The organism is Bacillus sp. 204(2023) (genome assembly GCF_037027505.1).
Taxonomy (GTDB): Bacteria; Bacillota; Bacilli; order Bacillales; family Bacillaceae; genus Bacillus; species Bacillus subtilis.
On record NZ_JAXCHE010000003.1, the window covers coordinates 126357 to 147060 of the forward strand.

Below are 20704 nucleotides of genomic sequence, written 5' to 3' on the forward strand. Positions count from 1 at the left end.
CAAATACGAAGAGCAGAAAGGAGAGAGGCAGTATGGCCATTCAATTATCAAAAGGACAGCGCATTGATTTAACAAAAACAAATCCGGGACTGACAAAAGCAGTGATCGGCTTAGGCTGGGATACAAACAAGTACTCCGGCGGACACGATTTTGACCTGGATGCTTCGGCCTTTTTAGTTGATGCGCATGATAACTGCGTAAATGATCTCGATTTCGTCTTCTATAATAACCTTGAACATCCGAGCGGCGGTGTCATCCATACGGGTGACAACCGCACGGGTGAGGGCGACGGAGATGATGAGCAGATTATCGTTGATTTCTCAAAAATCCCTGCTCACATTGAGAAAATCGGCATCACAGTGACCATTCACGACGCTGAAGCACGCAGCCAAAACTTTGGACAAGTTTCCAATGCATTTGTCCGCGTTGTGGATGAAGAAACGCAGAATGAGCTTCTTCGCTTCGATTTGGGAGAAGACTTCTCCATTGAAACAGCTGTTGTCGTTTGTGAGCTTTACAGACACGGCGGCGAGTGGAAATTCAATGCGATCGGCAGCGGATTTTCCGGCGGGCTGGCTGCATTGTGCCGGAATTACGGTTTGCAAGTGTAAGCGAGTGACAAATAGAGAAGTCACCGTTTCAAATTAATAGGAGGAAAAAACTTGGACTTTTTACATCATATTTTGTCTACGTATGCTTCATTTTTCGATTGGAAAATGTGGGGGGAAGTTCTGACTGATCCTGTTTCCTGGGGTTTGATCGGTTCCCTTGTTGTTCTGGAAGGCCTTTTATCGGCCGATAACGCGCTAGTTCTTGCGGTCATGGTTAAACACCTGCCGGAAAAACAGCGGAAAAAAGCGTTAACGTATGGTTTGTTTGGAGCTTATATTTTCAGGTTTATTTTCATCGGGCTCGGTATGCTTCTCATTAAATTCTGGTGGATCAAGGTGCTTGGCGCGCTTTACCTGGCTTGGCTCGTCATTAAGCACTTCTGGATTGGCGAAAAAGAAGAGGAAGCGGACGGCATCAAGAAAAACTCTTGGATGGTCCGTACGTTCGGGATCTTCTGGGCGACTGTCATTTCAGTAGAATTAATGGATCTTGCCTTCTCTGTGGACAGCATCCTGGCCGCGTTTGCAGTATCTGAAAAAGTATGGGTGCTTCTGATCGGCGGTATGCTTGGTATTTTAATGATGCGTACAGTGGCAAAAGTGTTCCTTGTGCTGATTGATAAAATTCCTGAGCTGGAAAACACAGCATTCGTCTTAATCGGCATTATCGCGCTGAAAATGGCGGGGAGCGCTTTCCATTACGAAATGCCGCACTCTGTATTCTTCATTATCATTATCGCTGCATTTGCGGTAACATTGATCATTCACTACATCAATAAACAAAAGCAGGTGCGCGAACAAACAGCCGCTTCAAAAGAAGAATAAAACAAAACAAGGAGGGAGGTTCAATGTCCTTCCTTTTTTGTTACCGAAATATCGTTCAATGACAAACCGGAAAGGAGGATATGATGAGACAAGAAGAACTAACCATTCATAAAGCACTTCCGGCTGATGGGGATTGGAAAAGCCTGCTGTTTCAGCCATTGCCGGAGCGGGATCACTATGAAACTGCACAAGGCCTTTCTTTTTCTCGTCTTGCCGGACAGATATTGGGCACGCCTATTGATGAGACGGACTACTATAATGAGCTGTATGAGCTGTCTGTAAACGACCGCATAACGATTTTGAGTGAAACGCTCGATAAAACAATCGAACCGGAAACATTTCAAAAGCTTCAGCATATTCATTCCATCAATCAGAAAGAAAAAGGGCTGTCAGTCAGCCGCTTTGTTGCCTTTCTGGACGGGGAAAAGCTGATTGCGAAGCACTCAAATCCCCTGATGCACCGCCATTTAAGAAAAGCGCTGATGACGCTTTTACATACCTTTGCGGACAGTCATGAAAAGGGGCTGAATCATCCTGATTTTCGCAGAGTGCTGCTTGATGTCTCGAAGTTTTCCTTAAACCATCTGAATCCTTGGCTGGAAAAAACCGATATAGAGCGGGAGATGCCGAAGGTTGTTTGGTATGGAGATGCGACGAAAAGCCAGCTCTATTTCTTATATTATCTGATGCTAGTCGGCTGTGATGTACTACTGTTCCATCCGGCGGGAACCGATCAGCTGGCGCTTGTCGACCCGAAGCAGGAGCTCAGTTTTACGGAAAAGCTCCCGGATGTTTCGGAGCTTCAGCCGTTTCCGAAAGAAAAACCAGACCGGAAATCAACAGTGGCTTACCGCTCAACAAAGGAAATTGAACATGTGCTGAATCACGAGGAATCCATGCTGTATAAGCCGTGGCAGTTCAGAGATCACACACCGGTGTCCGTTACGCTGAAAACGACCTATGATGAATTGTTTTTAATCACGAAAGAACGCGCCTTTATTCGGCCGAATTTCAAAGCTGATAAACATTCCATTGAGATTCCGAATGTATTCGCCAAAATTATGGGCGTGTCGAAAGACAATAAGGAATATTGGAACAGGCTTCATACTCTAGCGGATTATCAGGAAACAGAAATGGTCAGAAGCTTTCCATTTACAGAAGAAATAAAGTCGAACTATCAATTTCACTACAGCCACGCACTTGATCAAGAAGGGAACATTGATCCGGACAAGCTGATGGCAAGCAATGTGTGGCAGTACAAACAGCTGCCGGCGGGCGTTCAGACTGCCATTGCAAAAACGATTTCGAGAATGTGCAGGCACCCGCGGCTTAAAGCTTTGCATCAGGAACAAGTCAAGGATGTTCAAATCTATTTGTTTAAACAAACAACAAACCTGCCTGCTAATCTGCTGAAATTGATTCAAATGTTCGACTATGCGCAAACCGTTCCGAAACTCGTTTTATATCATACGGAAATGAGCGGCGGACTCACGCGTTCGGATGCTGCCGCCCTGCTGTTCCTGAATGAAATCGGAATCGATATCATCATTTATAATCCGCCCGGACACCAGGATATTGAGCAGTTTATTGAAGAGGATCAGTATGATATCCACTGGCTGGATGACATGGTGTTTCAGCAGGACTACAAAGAGCCTTCGCTTGTGAAAAGGCTCTTCAGAACCATTACCCAAAAATAAGGAGAGAAGAAAAGCATGACAACAGAAAATCAAAATCCGCTTGTTCTCGATAAAAATGAAGAGATTTCCCAGCAAAAAGCTGACGATATCCGTCTTCAGCTCCGTCAGGAACCAGAAGTGAAGCGGCTTGCTCAACAAATTGACGTCAAAAACCAAATGGAGCTGCTTGAGTACGGCAAGGAGCCGGCCGTTGAAATATCCAAGTTCTCTGACCGCATCTTAGGGATGATGAAAACAACAAGCGTGACAGACTCCGGCACAATGCTGACTCAGCTTGGGAAAATCATGGACCGCTTCGACAAAAATGATTTTGATGAGCCAAAGGGATTAATGGCGAAAATTTTCAAACGCGGCGGCAGCATGATTGAAAAAATCTTTAAAAAGTATCAGACACTTGGCGGAGAGATTGAAAAAATCCACGTTGAGATTTCAAAATACAAAGATGAGATGACGAAGACGAACTACACGCTCGATGAAATGTATGAAAACAATATCAAATACTATATGGAGCTTGAAAAATACGTCGTTGCCGGGCAGATGAAACTGGAAGAGATGCAGTCGATCCTTCCTTCATATGAGGAAAAAGCGGCAAGCGGGAACCAGCTGGCGCAAATGCAGCTCGATACGTTGCGCAACGGCATTCAGGCGCTTGAGGAACGGGTGTATGATCTGGACATGGCACGGATGGTGGCGCTTCAAACCGCACCTCAAATCCGTCTCCTGCAGCGAGGAAATGCAAAGCTGATCGGGAAAATCAACTCCGCGTTTATCATTACCATTCCGATTTTCAAAAACGGCATTATTCAGGCTGTTACGGTAAAGCGGCAAAAGCTTGTGGCTGATTCCATGAGCGAGCTTGACCGCCGGACAAACGAGATGCTGAAACGAAATGCTGAAAATATCTCGAGCCAAAGTGTTGAAATTGCCAGAATGGCCGGCAGACCGAGCATAGATATTGAAACGATTGAATCGTCTTGGAACACGATTGTCAGCGGCATGCAGGAAACAAAACAAATCGAGGAAGAAAACAAACGCCTCCGCGAAGACGGCGCGAGACGAATTGCACAGCTTCAGGACAATATTAAAAAAGCAGCATTGCAGCAATAATAAAAACCCCGCTTGTGGAACATAAGCGGGGTTTTTCAATTACATCATTTAGTTAATGACAATGTGTAAAGACAGGTGTAAACTTAAACGGTAATCATTTTGCATATCAGAGGTGTTGGCAATGGGAAAACAACAGCCTATATCCCAGCGTAAACTGCTGGGCGTCGCCGGTTTGGGGTGGCTGTTTGATGCAATGGATGTCGGAATATTATCGTTTATTATCGCCGCGCTCCATGTAGAGTGGAATCTGTCGCCCGAAGAAATGAAATGGATTGGAAGCGTCAATTCCATCGGCATGGCTGCGGGTGCGTTTTTGTTTGGTTTGCTTGCTGATCGAATCGGCCGCAAAAAAGTGTTTATCATCACCCTTTTATGCTTTTCCATCGGAAGCGGCATTTCCGCTTTTGTGACGAGCTTATCGGCATTTCTAATCCTTCGTTTCGTGATTGGTATGGGACTTGGCGGCGAGCTTCCAGTCGCTTCAACACTCGTTTCGGAAGCGGTTGTGCCTGAAAAGCGGGGCAGAGTGATTGTGCTTTTGGAAAGCTTTTGGGCCGTGGGCTGGCTCGCAGCGGCCTTGATTTCTTACTTTGTGATACCAAGCTTCGGCTGGCAGGCTGCCCTTCTGTTAACTGCGCTGACTGCTTTTTATGCGCTGTACCTGCGGACAAGTCTGCCTGATTCGCCGAAATATGAATCGCTTTCTGCCAAAAAGAGGTCGGTGTGGGAGAATGTAAAAAGCGTCTGGGCAAGACAGTATATACGGCCGACGGTGATGCTGTCGATCGTTTGGTTCTGTGTGGTGTTTTCTTATTACGGCATGTTCCTATGGCTCCCGAGTGTCATGCTGCTGAAAGGCTTCAGCATGATTCAAAGCTTTGAATATGTCCTGCTGATGACGCTTGCTCAGCTACCGGGCTATTTCTCTGCCGCATGGCTGATTGAAAAAGCGGGCCGGAAGTGGATACTTGTCATTTACTTGATTGGTACAGCAGGAAGCGCCTATTTCTTCGGAACAGCGGATTCCTTAAGTCTTCTGCTTACGGCTGGAATGCTGTTATCGTTTTTCAATCTCGGTGCGTGGGGCGTGCTGTATGCTTATACCCCGGAGCAATACCCGACTGCGATTCGAGCAACAGGTTCAGGAACGACAGCAGCGTTTGGAAGAATCGGCGGCATCTTCGGGCCTTTGCTCGTCGGAACCCTGGCAGCCCGTCATATTTCGTTTTCGGTCATCTTTTCAATCTTTTGCATTGCAATCTTACTCGCGGTTGCTTGTATTTTGATTATGGGGAAAGAAACGAAACAAACTGAGCTAGAATAGGAAAAGCACCTCTTAAAAGAGGTGCTTTCAGCGTGTCGACAAACCCTCGTATTCGTTGTCAGGACTGCGCTTCGGTGCTCAATGCGAAGTGGATCAACGGCTAAATTCTCAGGCGTCCTGCCTAAACGCCGTCGTCATCACATCCTGTGAATGTCCGCTCCTATGCTCGTCCTTCCTAGACTTCAAGGGTTTTCAATCACGCTGAAAAGATGACAAAATCCTAAAATGAAAACCGTTTTAGGATTTTGTCAACAATCTGAAGCACCTCTTGAATGAGGTGCTTTTTTTTACATCTGCGCCCGGGCTGCGGATTGGCGTTTCCCGGTTTTACTAATTGTCTGGTAGAGCGTCATAGAAAGTATGAACAGAATGGCAGTAAATCCTGTAACAGCTCCGAAATGCTGTGTGCTTTGATATAAAAAACCTGCAATACTTGTACCGACAGTGGTTCCGGCATACATAGCGGCATTGGAAAGGGAAGCGATGGTTCCTCGTGCATTTGGTGCAATGGATTGAAAGACACCCATCATTAACGGAAAGATGATGCCAGCTGTAAAGAACGTGAGAAAAAAGCTGGCTTCTACTAAAAACAAGTTTGGAAAGAACGGAAGAGCGAAATAGAGAGCGCCCATTAGCAGCATCCCGCTGATCAGTGTTTTAAACATGCCCAGCTTTTCTGAAACCCGGCTGCCGATAAGGCTCCCGAGCATATTTCCCAGTCCGAGTACAAGCATAGCTGCGCCAATTTGTGACACGGTTAAATGATAATCCGCGGAAAGCCAAGTACCCAGAAAGCTGAACGAAGCGAAGTTTCCGGTTTGAAACAGAAAATAGGCAAGCAGAATAACCGATGTTTTCGGCAATGAAAAAAGCTCCCGATAGGGGTTGACTATTGATGGGCGCGCCAATGGTTCAGAAGGCCGGATATCAGGCATGACCGCCGCCAGGATCAATAGTAGAATAAGCGAGCACGCTGACAAAACGAAAAATGGCGTATGCCATGTAAAGGAAGCGAGAAACCCTCCAATAGGAAGTCCGAGCATTTGTGAAGCGGCCAAACCTGCTGTCGCAATCCCCATGCCTTTTATGATCTGAGAAGGCCGGACAATGACTGGGATGGACGCCCAAATTTGAGGCGTCACAAACGCAGCGCTAACGCCTGCGGCAAAACGGAACAGGCACATGGCGGCAAAAGAGGGAGCGATGCCGCATAAAAACGTGGATACGATAAAGCCTGCAAGTCCCCACAGCATGACTGTTTTCCTGTTCAGCCGGTCTGAGATTGGGCCTGCAATGAAAGCAAAGAGCGCATAACCGAGTGCATAAGCACTGACCATCCAGCCTGACAAATCAGTAGAGACATGAAACTGATTCTGTAAAAGGGGGAGAAGCGGCGAAAGCAAAAAGGTATCCGTGCCAATGACAAACATGACACTGAAGAAAAGCCAAATGCGATTCAAATTTTATCACTCCTATTGTTTTATAACTTTAAAACTATGAAACAGATATGTATAGAGAAAACCCTTTGTTAGAGGGTTTCCAAAAAGCCAGGCAGGTATGTTTGAAATGTGTCTTCACGCAGACTGACGTATTTTGTCCGCGAATCTTTCCTGGTTGCCGTCAATCCCGCTTCACGCAGCGTTTTAAAATGATAAGATGCCGTGGTTTTGACAATATTGCACTTTTCACCTACTTCACCGCAGCTGAGTTCTTTTCCGCTGACATAAAGCGTACGAATAATGGCAAGCCTTGATTCATCAGACAGTGCTTTAAAAATTTGCGCTCTGATTTGATCATCTGATTGTTTCATAGTCATGAAACTATAATACATAATGGGTGTTGGAAAAGCAACTTATTTTTCCAGTAAAGGAGCAGGAAGTCATAAGAGGAAGGAGGAAGTCAATTCCAATAAAAGCGTTTTCAACTAAAGATAGGAGAAAAATCACCCGAAAAATACAATCATATAGGAGGATTACAGAGCATTTAGAAGCATAAATAAGATCATGTGGTCACATGGATGTTTATAAAGAAATGGTACAGAATAAAAGAGAATATGCTGTTTGTGTGGGAAGTTACATAAATGTTACGGTAATAAAGATTGCTTAATATGGAGGGAAAATATGAGTGTAGATGAGAAACCAATTAAGATAAAAGTCGAGAAAGTCTCTAAGATTTTTGGGAAACAAACAAAGAAGGCAGTTCAAATGCTTGCCAACGGAAAGACAAAAAAAGAGATCCTGAAAGCAACCGGATCAACCGTTGGGGTTAATCAGGCAGATTTTGAAGTATATGATGGTGAGATATTTGTCATCATGGGTCTATCAGGGAGCGGTAAATCAACTTTAGTACGGATGTTAAACCGGCTTATTGAACCGACTGCCGGAAGTATTTACATTGATGGTGACATGATAACAAATATGTCAAAAGACCAGCTCCGGGAAGTCCGCCGGAAAAAAATCAGCATGGTCTTCCAAAAGTTCGCTCTGTTCCCGCACAGAACGATACTTGAAAACACAGAATACGGACTGGAGCTTCAAGGCGTAGACAAACAAGAGCGGCAGCAAAAAGCGCTTGAGTCTCTTAAGCTCGTCGGGCTCGAAGGATTTGAACATCAATATCCAGACCAGCTCTCCGGCGGGATGCAGCAGCGTGTCGGCCTTGCCCGCGCGTTGACAAATGATCCTGACATCCTTCTGATGGACGAAGCGTTCAGTGCGCTTGATCCATTGATTCGTAAAGATATGCAGGATGAGCTCCTTGATCTTCACGATAATGTTGGAAAAACAATTATCTTTATTACGCACGACTTGGATGAAGCGTTGCGGATCGGCGACAGAATTGTCCTAATGAAGGACGGTAACATCGTTCAGATTGGCACGCCTGAAGAAATCCTGATGAATCCATCTAACGAATATGTTGCAAAATTCGTCGAGGATGTTGATTTATCTAAAGTCCTCACAGCAGGCCACATTATGAAACGCGCTGAAACAGTGCGGATTGATAAAGGGCCTCGCGTAGCATTGACGCTGATGAAAAACCTTGGAATTTCTTCGATTTACGCAGTGGATAAACAAAAGAAATTGTTAGGTGTTATCTATGCGTCTGATGCGAAAAAAGCGGCTGAGTCTGATTTGTCACTTCAAGACATCTTGAATACAGAATTTACGACTGTACCAGAGAATACGTATCTGACTGAGATTTTTGACGTTGTGTCCGATGCGAATATTCCAATTGCGGTTGTGGATGAGAAGCAAAGAATGAAAGGAATTGTCGTAAGAGGCGCGCTGATTGGCGCACTTGCCGGCAATAACGAGTATATCAATGCTGAAGGCACTAACGAACAAACACAAGATCCTTCTGCACAGGAGGTGAAATAAGATGGATAGACTGCCTAGAATACCTTTAGCAGATATCATTGACCGTTTTGTTGACTGGATTACGATGACGTTTGGCGGATTCTTCGACGGAATTGCAAACGGATTGGCCGCTTTTGTAAATGGAATTGTCACCGGTCTTGGATTTATTCCATCTATTTTGTTAACGATTATTTTCGCCGCACTTGCGTGGTGGATCAGTACAAGGGGAATTGCGTTATTTACGTTGATTGGATTCCTCCTGATCGATTATTTAGGATATTGGGACCCAATGCTGCAAACATTGGCGCTTGTTTTGACATCTGTGATTATTTCGATTGTGGTCGGGGTTCCGATCGGAATTTGGGCGTCTCAGAAAGAAACGGTTCGCCGTATTGTAACGCCAATTCTTGATTTAATGCAGACAATGCCTGCTTTCGTATATCTATTGCCGGCGATTTTCTTCTTTAACATCGGTGTTGTGCCGGGTGTTGTTGCATCTGTTATCTTCGCGATGCCGCCGACAATCCGCATGACTGTTCTCGGTATTAAACAAGTGCCGGCGGATCTGATTGAAGCGACTGAGGCATTCGGTTCTACAACAGCTCAGCGTTTGTTTAAAGTTCAGCTTCCGCTTGCGACAAAAACGATTTTGGCCGGAATTAACCAGAGCATCATGCTTGCGTTATCAATGGTTGTTATCGCCGCAATGGTCGGTGCACCGGGACTTGGTTCTGAAGTATACAGTGCCGTTACACAGCTGAAAACCGGGGTCGGAGTAGAGGCCGGTATCGCCATCGTTATCGTTGCCATTACCCTGGACCGTATTACTCAAAATATTAAAGTGAAGAAGAAAAGCAGGGGGAATGCCTGATGCTTAAAAAAATCATCGGCATCGGCGTTTCCGCCATGCTGGCGCTCTCACTTGCGGCTTGCGGTTCAGAAAACGATGAAAATGCATCCGCAGCAGAACAAGTGAATAAGACCATCATCGGGATTGACCCCGGTTCAGGGATTATGTCCCTGACTGACAAAGCGATGAAGGATTATGACCTGAATGACTGGACATTGATTTCAGCGTCAAGTGCTGCGATGACCGCTACGCTTAAAAAGTCATACGACCGTAAGAAACCGATTATCATTACAGGATGGACACCGCACTGGATGTTCTCCAGATATAAGCTGAAATATCTCGATGATCCGAAACAATCTTATGGCAGCGCAGAGGAAATCCATACGATCACACGCAAAGGCTTCAGCAAAGAGCAGCCGAATGCCGCAAAGCTTCTGAGCCAGTTTAAATGGACTCAGGACGAAATGGGCGAAATCATGATCAAGGTGGAAGAAGGCGAGAAACCTGCCAAAGTTGCTGCTGAGTACGTCAATAAACACAAGGATCAGATTGCCGAATGGACAAAAGGCGTTCAAAAGGTGAAGGGAGACAAAATCAACCTTGCCTATGTGGCGTGGGACAGTGAGATTGCAAGTACAAACGTCATAGGCAAAGTCTTAGAAGACTTGGGCTATGAGGTAACACTTACTCAGGTAGAGGCTGGGCCGATGTGGACTGCAATTGCGACGGGAAGTGCGGATGCCTCCCTTTCCGCATGGCTGCCGAATACCCATAAAGCATACGCCGCTAAATATAAAGGCAAATATGATGATATTGGCACCAGTATGACTGGTGTGAAGATGGGGCTTGTTGTTCCTCAATATATGAAAAATGTCAACTCAATTGAAGATTTGAAGAAGTAATCAAAAAAGCAGCCTGTCTCAGGCTGCTTTTTTTGCGTTATTTTACGTAAGCGGCAGCGGGTGAATCAGCCTTTTGAAAAGTTTTTAATACGGCATTCGCTAAAATGTGAATGCCGTTGAACATCGCATTTCTGTCAAAGGTCATGTGCGGATGATGGAGCCCCGGCTGGAGCCCGCAGCCTAGTCCGAGCATCGTTGTTTTCAGATTCGGCACCTTCACGGCGTAAAAATGGAAATCCTCTCCGCCGGTAGTGACAAGCGGGTCATCAAGCCGCTCAGCCCCGATGATATCTGTAATGGCTTCTGCCATGATCGCTTCAGCTTCTTTGTTTTGTGTTGCCGCAGGAAGGCTGTGTTCTTTTTGCAGCTCGATTTTTGCGCCGAATGCAGCGGCGGCCGCTTCACAGGCTCTTTCTGTTTCGGCGATTAACACCTCCATGGCTTCATTGGTCTGTGCGCGCAAATCAAGGCTGAACGATGCTTTTCCTGGAATGATGTTAGAGCTTTCACCGCCGGCTTGAAGTTTTGTCATTTTGACGGTATGCGGGATTTGCGGGTCAATATGAATGAGTCCGAGCTTATGTACAAGAAATGCCGCAATTTCAATGCTGTTTTTCCCGAGGTGCGGACGGGCGCCATGAGCCTCTTCCCCGATGATCGTTCCCTCAATGTGCTGGCTTGATCCGTGCAGAATAGACGGAGCGCAGCGGCCGTTCTGTGTTTCCTGGATCGGACGGACGTGAACGCCATACAAATAGTCGATATCATCAAGCACGCCTTCTTCTATCATTTTCAAGGCGCCGCCGCCTTTTTCTTCTGCCGGCTGAAAGATAAAACGGATTGTGCCCTTCGGAAGCTCAGGTTGTTTTTTGAGCAGCATTAACGTGCCCAATGCCATTGTCATATGTGAATCGTGTCCGCAGGAATGGTTGGCGCGAAATGTGCCGTTAACCTCCTGCCACAGCGCGTCAATATCAGCGCGTACCGCTACAACAGGTGAGCCTGAGCCGATTTCACCGACAACCCCGGTGCAGTCTGAAAACGTGCGCGTCCGGCACCCTAAATCCTCAAGCTTTTGTTTCAAAAATGAAGTTGTCTCATATTCCTTCCAGCTGACTTCAGGGTTCGCGTGCAGATGCTCGAAGATGTCCATAATGGTTTGTTTCATGTCTTCTGAAAGCTTTTGCATGGTAAGAAATACCTCCTTCTATCAGAATGAATTTTTACCTTCTTTACTTTATTTATATTGAAACAGGAAGATAGGCTGTATATAATATAGCACATATTGCTACTTTTCAGAATAATTAATATTTTCAAACAGAGGGGATGGATCGAAATATGAGTATGCCAGCAGCCGAAACACAGCCTAAGAAAAAACGTATGACATTTAAAATGCCTGACGCCTATGTCCTCTTATTTATGATTGCTTTCATTTGCGCAATCGCTTCATATATTGTGCCGGCAGGTGAATTTGACCGCGTGACAAAGGGGGATGTCACGACCGCTGTTCCAGGAAGCTATCATTCAATTGAACAGTCTCCGGTCAGCTTGATCAGCTTTTTTACTTCTCTACAGGATGGAATGGTTGGATCAGCACCCATCATCTTTCTGATTTTATTCACAGGCGGCACCATTGCTATTCTAGAAAAAACGGGTGCCATCAATGGCCTGATTTACAATGTCATCAGCAAATTCCGCACAAAGCAATTATTATTTATTTGTATTGTCGGCGCATTGTTCTCCATTCTCGGAACAACCGGGATTGTCGTGAATTCAGTTATCGGTTTTATCCCCATCGGCCTCATTGTGGCACGATCCTTAAAATGGGACGCAGTCGCGGGAGCCGCTGTTATTTACATCGGCTGCTACGCTGGATTTAACTCCACCATATTATCACCATCACCGCTCGGTTTATCACAATCAATCGCGGAGCTCCCTCTTTTTTCTGGAATCGGCCTGCGAGTTGTGATATACATATGCTTTTTGCTGTCTTCTATTATTTATATCTATTTGTATACGAGAAAATTAAAAAAATCAAAAGATGCCAGTGTGTTAGGAACAGATTGGTTCCCTGCGGCAGGAATGGGCGAAGCCGGTAAAGAAGAAGATCAGTCAGTGCCGTTTACCGTTCGCCATAAGCTGATTTTGGCTGTGGCGGGACTCTCACTTGTCGGATTTTTATACGGCGCTTTGAAGCTTGGCTGGTCAGATTCCCAAATGGCTGCGACATTTATTTTTATTTCTGTCCTTGCCGGTTTAATAGGCGGGCTTGCGGCGAACGATATTGCCAAAACCTTCATTACGGGCTGCCAAAGCCTTGTATACGGGGCGCTGATTGTCGGGATGGCACGAAGCATTTCCGTTATCCTTGAAAATGGAAAGCTTCTCGATACTGTCGTCAATGCTTTGGCTTCACTTTTGGACGGATTCAGCCCGATTGCCGGGGCAATCGGCATGTATATCGCCAGTGCGCTGCTTCATTTTCTCATCTCTTCAGGGTCTGGCGAAGCCGTTGTATTTATTCCAATCCTGGCGCCGCTCGCTGATTTGATGGGAATTACGAGACAGGTTGCGGTGGAGGCAGTTATGCTTGGAGAAGGGGTCGTCAACTGTGTGAACCCGACTTCCGGTGTTCTCATGGCGGTGCTTGCCGCCAGCGGTATTCCGTATGTCAAGTGGCTGCGGTTTATGGTGCCGCTTGCTCTGATTTGGTTCTTGATCGGGCTTGTCTTTATCGTGATCGGCGTCATGATCAATTGGGGGCCGTTTTAACGATTGCTGCCCGCCGGCTTGTACGGCGGGCTTTTGAGTTATTCATTGCAGAAGCGCAGGCTGTTATTGTAACATGTAAGCCATAAGCCATTCGTAAAAGTGCGGGAGGAAGGTCATGAATAATCTGCGTAATAGACTTTCAGGCGTGAATGGGAAAAATAAGAGAGTAAAAGAAAAAGAACAAAAAATCTGGTCGGAGATTGGGATGATAGCGGGAGCATTTGCGCTGCTTGATGTGATCATCCGCGGCATTATGTTTGAATTTCCGTTTAAAGAATGGGCTGCAAGCCTTGTGTTTTTGTTCATCATTATCTTATATTACTGCATTAGGGCTGCGGCATCCGGAATGCTCATGCCGAGAATAGACACCAAAGAAGAACTGCAAAAACGGGTGAAGCAGCAGCGAATAGAATCAATTGCGGTCGCCTTTGCGGTAGTGGTGCTTACGATGTACGACAGGGGGATTCCCCATACATTCTTCGCTTGGCTGAAAATGATTCTTCTTTTTATCGTCTGCGGCGGCGTTCTGTTTCTGCTTCGGTATGTGATTGTGAAGCTGGCTTACAGAAGAGCGGTAAAAGAAGAAGTAAAAAAGAAATCATCTTGAAAAATAGATGGTTTCTTTTTTTGTTTGGAAAGCGAGGGAAGCGTTCACAGTTTCGGGCAGCTTTTTTTATAGGAACATTGATTTGTATTCACTCTGCCAAGTTGTTTTGATAGAGTGATTGTGATAATTTAAAATGTAAGCGTTAACAAAATTCTCCAGTCTTCACATCAGTTTGAAAGGAGGAAGCGGAAGAATGAAGTAAGAGGGATTTTTGACTCCGAAGTAAGTCTTCAAAAATCAAATAAGGAGTGTCAAGAATGTTTGCAAAACGATTCAAAACCTCTTTACTGCCGTTATTCGCTGGATTTTTATTGCTGTTTCATTTGGTTCTGGCAGGACCAACGGCTGCGAATGCTGAAACGGCTAACAAATCAAATGAGCTTACAGCACCGTCGATCAAAAGCGGAACCATTCTTCATGCTTGGAATTGGTCGTTCAATACGTTAAAACACAATATGAAGGATATTCATGATGCAGGATATACAGCGATTCAGACGTCTCCGATTAACCAAGTCAAGGAAGGGAACCAAGGAAATAAAAACATGTCGAACTGGTACTGGCTCTATCAGCCGACATCGTACCAAATTGGCAACCGTTACTTAGGAACTGAACAAGAATTTAAAGAAATGTGTGCAGCCGCTGAAGAATATGGCATAAAGGTTATTGTTGACGCGGTCATCAATCATACCACCAGTGACTATGCCGCGATTTCCAATGAGATTAAGAGTATTCCAAACTGGACACATGGAAACACACAAATTAAAAACTGGTCTGATCGATGGGATGTCACGCAGAATGCATTGCTCGGGCTGTATGACTGGAATACACAAAATACACAAGTACAGTCCTATTTGAAACGGTTCTTAGAAAGAGCATTGAATGACGGGGCAGACGGTTTTCGATTTGATGCCGCCAAACATATAGAGCTTCCGGATGATGGCAGTTACGGCAGTCAATTTTGGCCGAATATCACAAATACATCTGCAGAGTTCCAATACGGAGAAATCCTGCAGGATAGTGCTTCAAGAGATGCTTCATATGCGAATTATATGAATGTGACAGCGTCTAACTATGGGCATTCCATAAGGTCCGCTTTAAAGAATCGTAATCTGGGCGTGTCGAATATCTCCCACTATGCATCAGATGTGTCTGCGGACAAGCTAGTGACATGGGTAGAATCGCATGATACGTATGCCAATGATGATGAAGAGTCGACATGGATGAGCGATGATGATATCCGTTTAGGCTGGGCGGTGATAGCTTCTCGTTCAGGCAGTACGCCTCTTTTCTTTTCCAGACCTGAGGGAGGCGGAAATGGTGTGAGATTCCCGGGGAAAAGCCAAATAGGCGATCGCGGGAGTGCTTTATTTGAAGATCAGGCTATCACTGCGGTCAATAGATTTCACAATGTGATGGCTGGACAGCCTGAGGAACTCTCGAACCCGAATGGAAACAACCAGATATTTATGAATCAGCGCGGCTCACATGGCGTTGTGCTGGCAAATGCAGGTTCTTCCTCTGTTTCTATCAATACGCCAACAAAATTGCCTGATGGCAGGTATGATAATAAAGCTGGGGCGGGTTCATTTCAAGTGAATGATGGTAAACTGACAGGCACGATCAATGCCAGATCTGTGGCTGTGCTTTATCCTGATGATATTGCAAAAGAGCCTCATGTTTTCCTTGAGAATTACAAAACAGGTGTAACACATTCTTTCAATGATCAACTGACGATTACCTTGCGTGCAGATGCGAATACAACAAAAGCCGTTTATGAAATCAATAATGGACCAGAGACAGCGTTTAAGGATGGAGATCAATTCACAATCGGAAAAGGAGATCCATTTGGCAAAACATACACCATCATGTTAAAAGGAACGAACAGTGATGGTGTAACGAGGACCGAGGAATACAGCTTTGTTAAAAGAGATCCAGCTTCGGCCAAAACCATCGGCTATCAAAATCCGAATCATTGGAGCCAGGTAAATGCTTATATCTATAAACATGATGGGGGCGGGGCAATTGAATTGACCGGATCTTGGCCTGGAAAACCAATGACTAAAAATGCAGACGGAATTTACACGCTGATGCTGCCTGCGGATACGGATACAACCAACGCCAAAGTGATTTTTAATAATGGCAGCGCCCAAGTGCCTGGCCAGAATCAGCCTGGCTTTGATTACGTGCAAAATGGTTTATATAATGACGCGGGCTTAAGCGGTTCTCTTCCTCATTGAGGGCAATGATAGAGGGGACTTACCGAAAGAAACCATCATAGATGGTTTCTTTTTTGTTCATAAATCAGACAAAACTTTTCTCTTGCAAAAGTTTGTGAAATGTTGCACAATATAAATGTGAAATACTTCACAAACAAAAAGACATCAAAGAGAAACATACCCTGGAAGGATGATTAATGATGAACAAACATGTAAATAAAGTAGCTTTAATCGGAGCGGGTTTTGTTGGAAGCAGTTATGCATTTGCGTTAATTAACCAAGGGATCACAGATGAGCTTGTGGTCATTGATGTAAATAAAGAAAAAGCAATGGGCGATGTGATGGATTTAAACCACGGAAAGGCGTTTGCGCCACAACCGGTCAAAACATCTTACGGAACATATGAAGACTGCAAGGATGCTGATATTGTCTGCATTTGCGCAGGAGCAAACCAAAAACCTGGTGAGACACGCCTTGAATTAGTAGAAAAGAACTTGAAGATTTTCAAAGGCATCGTTAGTGAAGTCATGGCGAGCGGATTTGACGGCATTTTCTTAGTCGCGACAAATCCGGTTGATATCCTGACTTACGCAACATGGAAATTCAGCGGCCTGCCAAAAGAGCGGGTGATCGGAAGCGGCACAACACTAGATTCTGCGAGATTCCGTTTCATGCTGAGTGAATACTTTGGCGCAGCGCCTCAAAACGTGCACGCGCATATTATCGGAGAGCACGGCGACACAGAGCTTCCTGTTTGGAGCCACGCGAATGTCGGCGGTGTGCCGGTCAGTGAACTCGTTGAGAAAAACGATGCGTACAAACAAGAGGAGCTGGACCAAATTGTAGATGATGTGAAAAACGCAGCTTACCATATCATTGAGAAAAAAGGCGCGACTTATTATGGGGTTGCGATGAGTCTTGCTCGCATTACAAAAGCCATTCTGCATAATGAAAACAGCATATTAACTGTCAGCACATATTTGGACGGGCAATACGGTGCAGAGGACGTGTACATCGGTGTGCCGGCTGTCGTGAACCGCGGAGGGATCGCAGGTATCACTGAGCTGAACTTGAACGAGATAGAAAAAGAACAGTTCCTTCACAGCGCCGGCGTCCTTAAAAACATTTTAAAACCTCATTTTGCAGAACAAAAAGTCAACTAACCGCAACTTTAGAGTAAAGGGCTGATTGTCAATGTGGGAGCAGTTGTATGATCCGTTTGGAAACGAGTATGTGAGCGCACTTGTGGCGCTCACTCCGATTCTCTTTTTTCTTTTGGCTTTAACTGTTTTGAAAATGAAAGGCATTCTTGCGGCATTTCTTACCCTAGCCGTCAGTTTCTTCGTCTCCGTTTGGGCATTTCATATGCCGGTTGAAAAAGCGATTTCTTCTGTTTTGTTAGGAATCGGGAGCGGGCTGTGGCCTATTGGCTACATCGTCCTGATGGCGGTGTGGCTGTATAAAATCGCAGTGAAAACCGGGAAATTTACCATTATTCGGTCCAGCATTGCCGGCATTTCGCCTGACCAACGATTACAGCTATTATTAATTGGTTTTTGTTTTAATGCGTTTTTAGAAGGCGCGGCTGGTTTTGGTGTTCCGATTGCGATTAGTGCGGCGCTGCTCGTCGAACTTGGTTTTAAACCGTTGAAAGCGGCGGCGCTCTGCTTGATTGCAAACGCCGCCTCCGGAGCCTTTGGGGCGATCGGGATTCCTGTCATCACAGGGGCGCAGATTGGTGATTTGTCTGCTCTTGAGCTGTCACGGACATTAATGTGGACACTGCCGATGATCTCATTTTTCATACCATTCCTGCTTGTATTCTTATTAGACCGAATGAAAGGAATCAAACAGACATGGCCCGCTCTTCTGGTTGTAAGCGGTGGGTATACAGCGGTTCAGACACTGACAATGGCGGTGCTCGGGCCGGAATTAGCAAACATTTTGGCGGCCTTATTCAGCATGGGCGGGCTTGCCCTCTTCCTCCGCAAATGGCAGCCGAAAGAGATTTACCGCGAGGAAGGGGCCGGCGATGCTGGTGAGAAAAAGGCATACCGTGCCGCTGACATTGCGAAAGCGTGGTCTCCTTTCTACATTTTAACTGCGGCGATCACCATCTGGAGCCTTCCTGCCTTCAAAGCGCTTTTCCAAGAAGGCGGACTGTTATATCAATCAACGCTCCTGTTCAAAATGCCTTTTCTGCATCAGCAAATTATGAAAATGCCGCCGATCGCGCCATCTGCCATGCCGTTAGATGCAGTCTTTAAAGTTGATCTGCTGTCAGCGACTGGTACAGCGATTTTAGCGGCGGTCATCGTGACAGGGCTGTTCAGCAATAAGTTCTCCTCCCGGGATGCCTTTGCTTCCCTGAAGGAGACAGGAAAAGAGCTGTGGGTGCCGATTATGACGATCTGCTTCGTGATGGGGTTTGCCAATCTGGCCAACTTCGCAGGGCTCAGCTCTTCAATTGGGTTAGCATTGGCGAAAACAGGAGACCTGTTCCCGTTTGTCAGTCCTGTTCTCGGCTGGATTGGCGTGTTTATCACCGGTTCTGTTGTCAGCAATAACGCTTTGTTCGGCCATTTGCAGGTTGTCACCGGAGCGCAGATCGGTGCGGGTTCAGACTTGCTGTTAGCCGCAAATACGGCGGGCGGTGTCATGGCGAAACTTGTTTCTCCTCAATCTATCGCCATCGCTGCCGCAGCGGTAGGCCAAACAGGCAAGGAATCTAAACTGTTTAAAAGGACAGTGGCGTACAGCCTGATTCTGTTAGTGATCATTTGTATATGGACGTTTATTCTTGCAAGATTAGGAGTGTAATAGAAAAAAGCAGTACATGCCCAGCATGTACTGCTTTTTTTATGTTAATTTGCTTTCTTTGTCATTTCGGCTGTTGTTTTCACTCTGGCTTTCCCCATAAATAAAATGGTAACCGCCGCGAGGACAATTGGAATCAAAGCGAGCAAAAAGACATACGTAATACTTGATGACATCGCGTCAATAATGCGATTCAGGATCGCATCAGGAATCTGGGAACGTGTTCCCGCTTGGAATATCTCCTGCGGGTCGCCAATATTTTGCGCAGCGCCTGATCCCGCTGAGCCTTTCATACCGCTGAAGGCGTCACTCAGCTTGTTCGTGAATACGTTTGTTTGCACCGTTCCGAAAATGGTGACGCCTAAGGTCATGCCAAATGATCGCAAAAATGAATTTGTAGAGTTTGCTGTTCCCCGAAAGCGAGGTTCAAGATCATTCATCGATGCCGCCGGCAGCAGGGAGAAGTTAAAGCCTACACCAAAGCCTGAAATCATCATAAAGACTGTCAGCCATACCCGTGCTGTGTCAGGCGTCATATTGGAAAGAAGCAGCATGCCGATAAAGAAAGCTATAACAGATATCAGCATCAAATTGCGGAAGCTTGCCTTCGTTTGGAAGATCCCGCCGATCATGCTTCCGATGACTGATCCAATCATCATCGGCGTCAGAATGAAGCCCGCGCTTGTCGCCGAGCTGCCGTAGACCGCCTGAACGAAAATCGGAATAAATACCGCTAAAATAATAAATGTTCCGCCATACAGAAAAGCGAGAATCTGCGCTGTGGCAAACAAGCGGTTCTTAAACATCCAGAAAGAAATAATCGGCTCTTCTGCTTTTCTCTCCACAATAAAAAAGGCAATGAAGAAAACGGCGAATACAATAAACAGCCCAATGATCTGAATGGAGTTCCAATCGTATGTTTTGCCGCCAAGCTCAAGGGCGAACATCAGGCATACAATGGATACGACTAAGGTAATCGCGCCGCCCCAGTCTATTTTCTGCTTTCTGTGCTCCAGAGATTCTTTGTAGTAGCGAATAATGAAAAACAATGACAATGCGCCGATCGGCACATTGATGTAAAACACCCAGTGCCAGCTGATCGAATCTGTTATGATCGCGCCTAAGAGCGGACCAAGAACACTGGATAATCCAAATACAGCACCGAACATGCCGGACATTTTTCCGCGTTTTTCCGGCGGAAACAAATCAAAGATAATGGTAAAGGCAATCGGCAGGAGCGCGCCGCCTCCTATCCCTTGAATGGCCCGGAAGATGATCAGCTGATTCATCGTCTGGGCAATCCCGCATAAAGCAGAACCGATTAAGAAAAAAATAAGTCCAAACAGGAAAAAACGTTTTCGGCCGTACATATCGGAAAGCTTGCCGTAAATCGGCATGCCAGCCATAACCGCCACCATATAGGATGCCGTCACCCAGGCAAATTTATCGAAGCTTCCAAGATCGGCTACGATATTGCCCATCGCGGTGGCAACAATCGTATTGTCCATTGCAGACATCAAGATGCCCAGCAGGAGACCGAGGACCACAAATTTGGTGGAAGCCTGTTTTGCTGTTGTTGTGTCCATTTGTTCTACCTCCTCTTACTTTTCTATGTAAGTT

At 45.7% G+C, this 20704-nt stretch carries 16 protein-coding genes and 1 pseudogene; 13 read left to right on the top strand and 4 right to left on the bottom strand.

Going from position 1 to position 20704, the window contains the following annotated elements:
* The first annotated feature begins 32 nt into the window (after positions 1-32).
* The 5 genes from WA279_RS07975 (at position 33) to niaP (ending at position 5564) form a co-directional block, all read left to right on the top strand.
* Entirely contained in the window at positions 33-611 is a 579-nt protein-coding gene (locus WA279_RS07975; RefSeq protein ID WP_003241242.1) for a TerD family protein, read from the top strand.
* 51 nt (positions 612-662) lie between these two features.
* Positions 663-1436, top strand: a complete 774-nt coding sequence (locus WA279_RS07980) for a TerC family protein (protein WP_003234719.1) — start codon at positions 663-665, stop codon at positions 1434-1436.
* Positions 1437-1519: 83 nt separating this feature from the next.
* Positions 1520-3133, top strand: coding sequence for a YceG family protein (locus tag WA279_RS07985; RefSeq protein WP_064672035.1), 1614 nt, complete (start codon positions 1520-1522; stop codon positions 3131-3133).
* 15 nt (positions 3134-3148) lie between these two features.
* Positions 3149-4240, top strand: coding sequence for a toxic anion resistance protein (locus WA279_RS07990; protein WP_003234715.1), 1092 nt, complete (start codon positions 3149-3151; stop codon positions 4238-4240).
* 121 nt (positions 4241-4361) lie between these two features.
* Complete coding sequence (gene niaP / locus WA279_RS07995) at positions 4362-5564, top strand: niacin permease NiaP (RefSeq protein ID WP_015252880.1); 1203 nt, start codon at positions 4362-4364, stop codon at positions 5562-5564.
* Between the two features lie 287 nt (positions 5565-5851).
* On the opposite strand, the gene WA279_RS08000 is transcribed toward niaP, so the two are convergent.
* On the bottom strand, positions 5852-7024 hold the full coding sequence (locus tag WA279_RS08000; protein WP_336154959.1) for an MFS transporter: 1173 nt from the start codon (positions 7022-7024) through the stop codon (positions 5852-5854).
* A 68-nt stretch (positions 7025-7092) separates the two neighbouring features.
* A complete protein-coding gene (locus WA279_RS08005; RefSeq protein WP_010886398.1) occupies positions 7093-7395 on the bottom strand; it encodes an ArsR/SmtB family transcription factor in 303 nt (100 codons plus the stop codon).
* A gap of 289 nt (positions 7396-7684) precedes the next feature.
* On the opposite strand from WA279_RS08005, the gene opuAA reads away from it, so the two are divergent.
* Genes opuAA through opuAC form a run of 3 tightly spaced genes read left to right on the top strand, consistent with a single transcriptional unit; the run spans position 7685 to position 10672 of the window.
* Complete coding sequence (opuAA, locus tag WA279_RS08010) at positions 7685-8941, top strand: glycine/proline betaine ABC transporter ATP-binding protein OpuAA (RefSeq protein WP_123373956.1); 1257 nt, start codon at positions 7685-7687, stop codon at positions 8939-8941.
* Between the two features lies 1 nt (position 8942).
* Positions 8943-9791, top strand: coding sequence for a glycine/proline betaine ABC transporter permease subunit OpuAB (opuAB, locus tag WA279_RS08015; RefSeq protein WP_003234703.1), 849 nt, complete (start codon positions 8943-8945; stop codon positions 9789-9791).
* Positions 9791-10672, top strand: a complete 882-nt coding sequence (gene opuAC, locus WA279_RS08020; protein ID WP_003246462.1) for a glycine/proline betaine ABC transporter substrate-binding protein OpuAC — start codon at positions 9791-9793, stop codon at positions 10670-10672. Before opuAB ends, opuAC begins: the two co-directional genes overlap by 1 nt.
* Positions 10673-10709: 37 nt before the next feature.
* Here the strand turns inward: opuAC and WA279_RS08025 are convergent, their stop codons facing one another.
* Positions 10710-11861, bottom strand: a complete 1152-nt coding sequence (locus WA279_RS08025) for a M20 peptidase aminoacylase family protein (RefSeq protein ID WP_336154963.1) — start codon at positions 11859-11861, stop codon at positions 10710-10712.
* A gap of 149 nt (positions 11862-12010) precedes the next feature.
* Between WA279_RS08025 and WA279_RS08030 the strand changes: the two genes are divergently transcribed.
* The 5 genes and pseudogenes from WA279_RS08030 to WA279_RS08050 all read left to right on the top strand — a co-directional run bounded on the left by WA279_RS08030 (position 12011) and on the right by WA279_RS08050 (position 19087).
* Positions 12011-13444 carry a YfcC family protein gene (locus tag WA279_RS08030; RefSeq protein ID WP_003246402.1) on the top strand — a complete coding sequence of 478 codons (1434 nt, stop codon included), beginning with the start codon at positions 12011-12013 and terminating at the stop codon, positions 13442-13444.
* 115 nt (positions 13445-13559) lie between these two features.
* A pseudogene (locus WA279_RS08035) lies at positions 13560-14161 on the top strand (DUF6773 family protein).
* A gap of 147 nt (positions 14162-14308) precedes the next feature.
* Positions 14309-16288 carry an alpha-amylase gene (gene amyE / locus WA279_RS08040; RefSeq protein ID WP_336154965.1) on the top strand — a complete coding sequence of 660 codons (1980 nt, stop codon included), beginning with the start codon at positions 14309-14311 and terminating at the stop codon, positions 16286-16288.
* 176 nt (positions 16289-16464) lie between these two features.
* Positions 16465-17430 (top strand): L-lactate dehydrogenase, encoded by a 966-nt coding sequence (locus tag WA279_RS08045; protein ID WP_336154966.1) that lies wholly within the window; start codon positions 16465-16467, stop codon positions 17428-17430.
* A gap of 31 nt (positions 17431-17461) precedes the next feature.
* Entirely contained in the window at positions 17462-19087 is a 1626-nt protein-coding gene (locus WA279_RS08050) for an L-lactate permease (protein ID WP_336154967.1), read from the top strand.
* Positions 19088-19131: 44 nt separating this feature from the next.
* On the opposite strand, the gene bmr3 is transcribed toward WA279_RS08050, so the two are convergent.
* Positions 19132-20670: a multidrug efflux MFS transporter Bmr3 gene (gene bmr3 / locus WA279_RS08055; protein ID WP_003234681.1), complete on the bottom strand. Its 1539-nt coding sequence runs from the start codon at positions 20668-20670 to the stop codon at positions 19132-19134.
* Positions 20671-20704 lie beyond the last annotated feature (34 nt).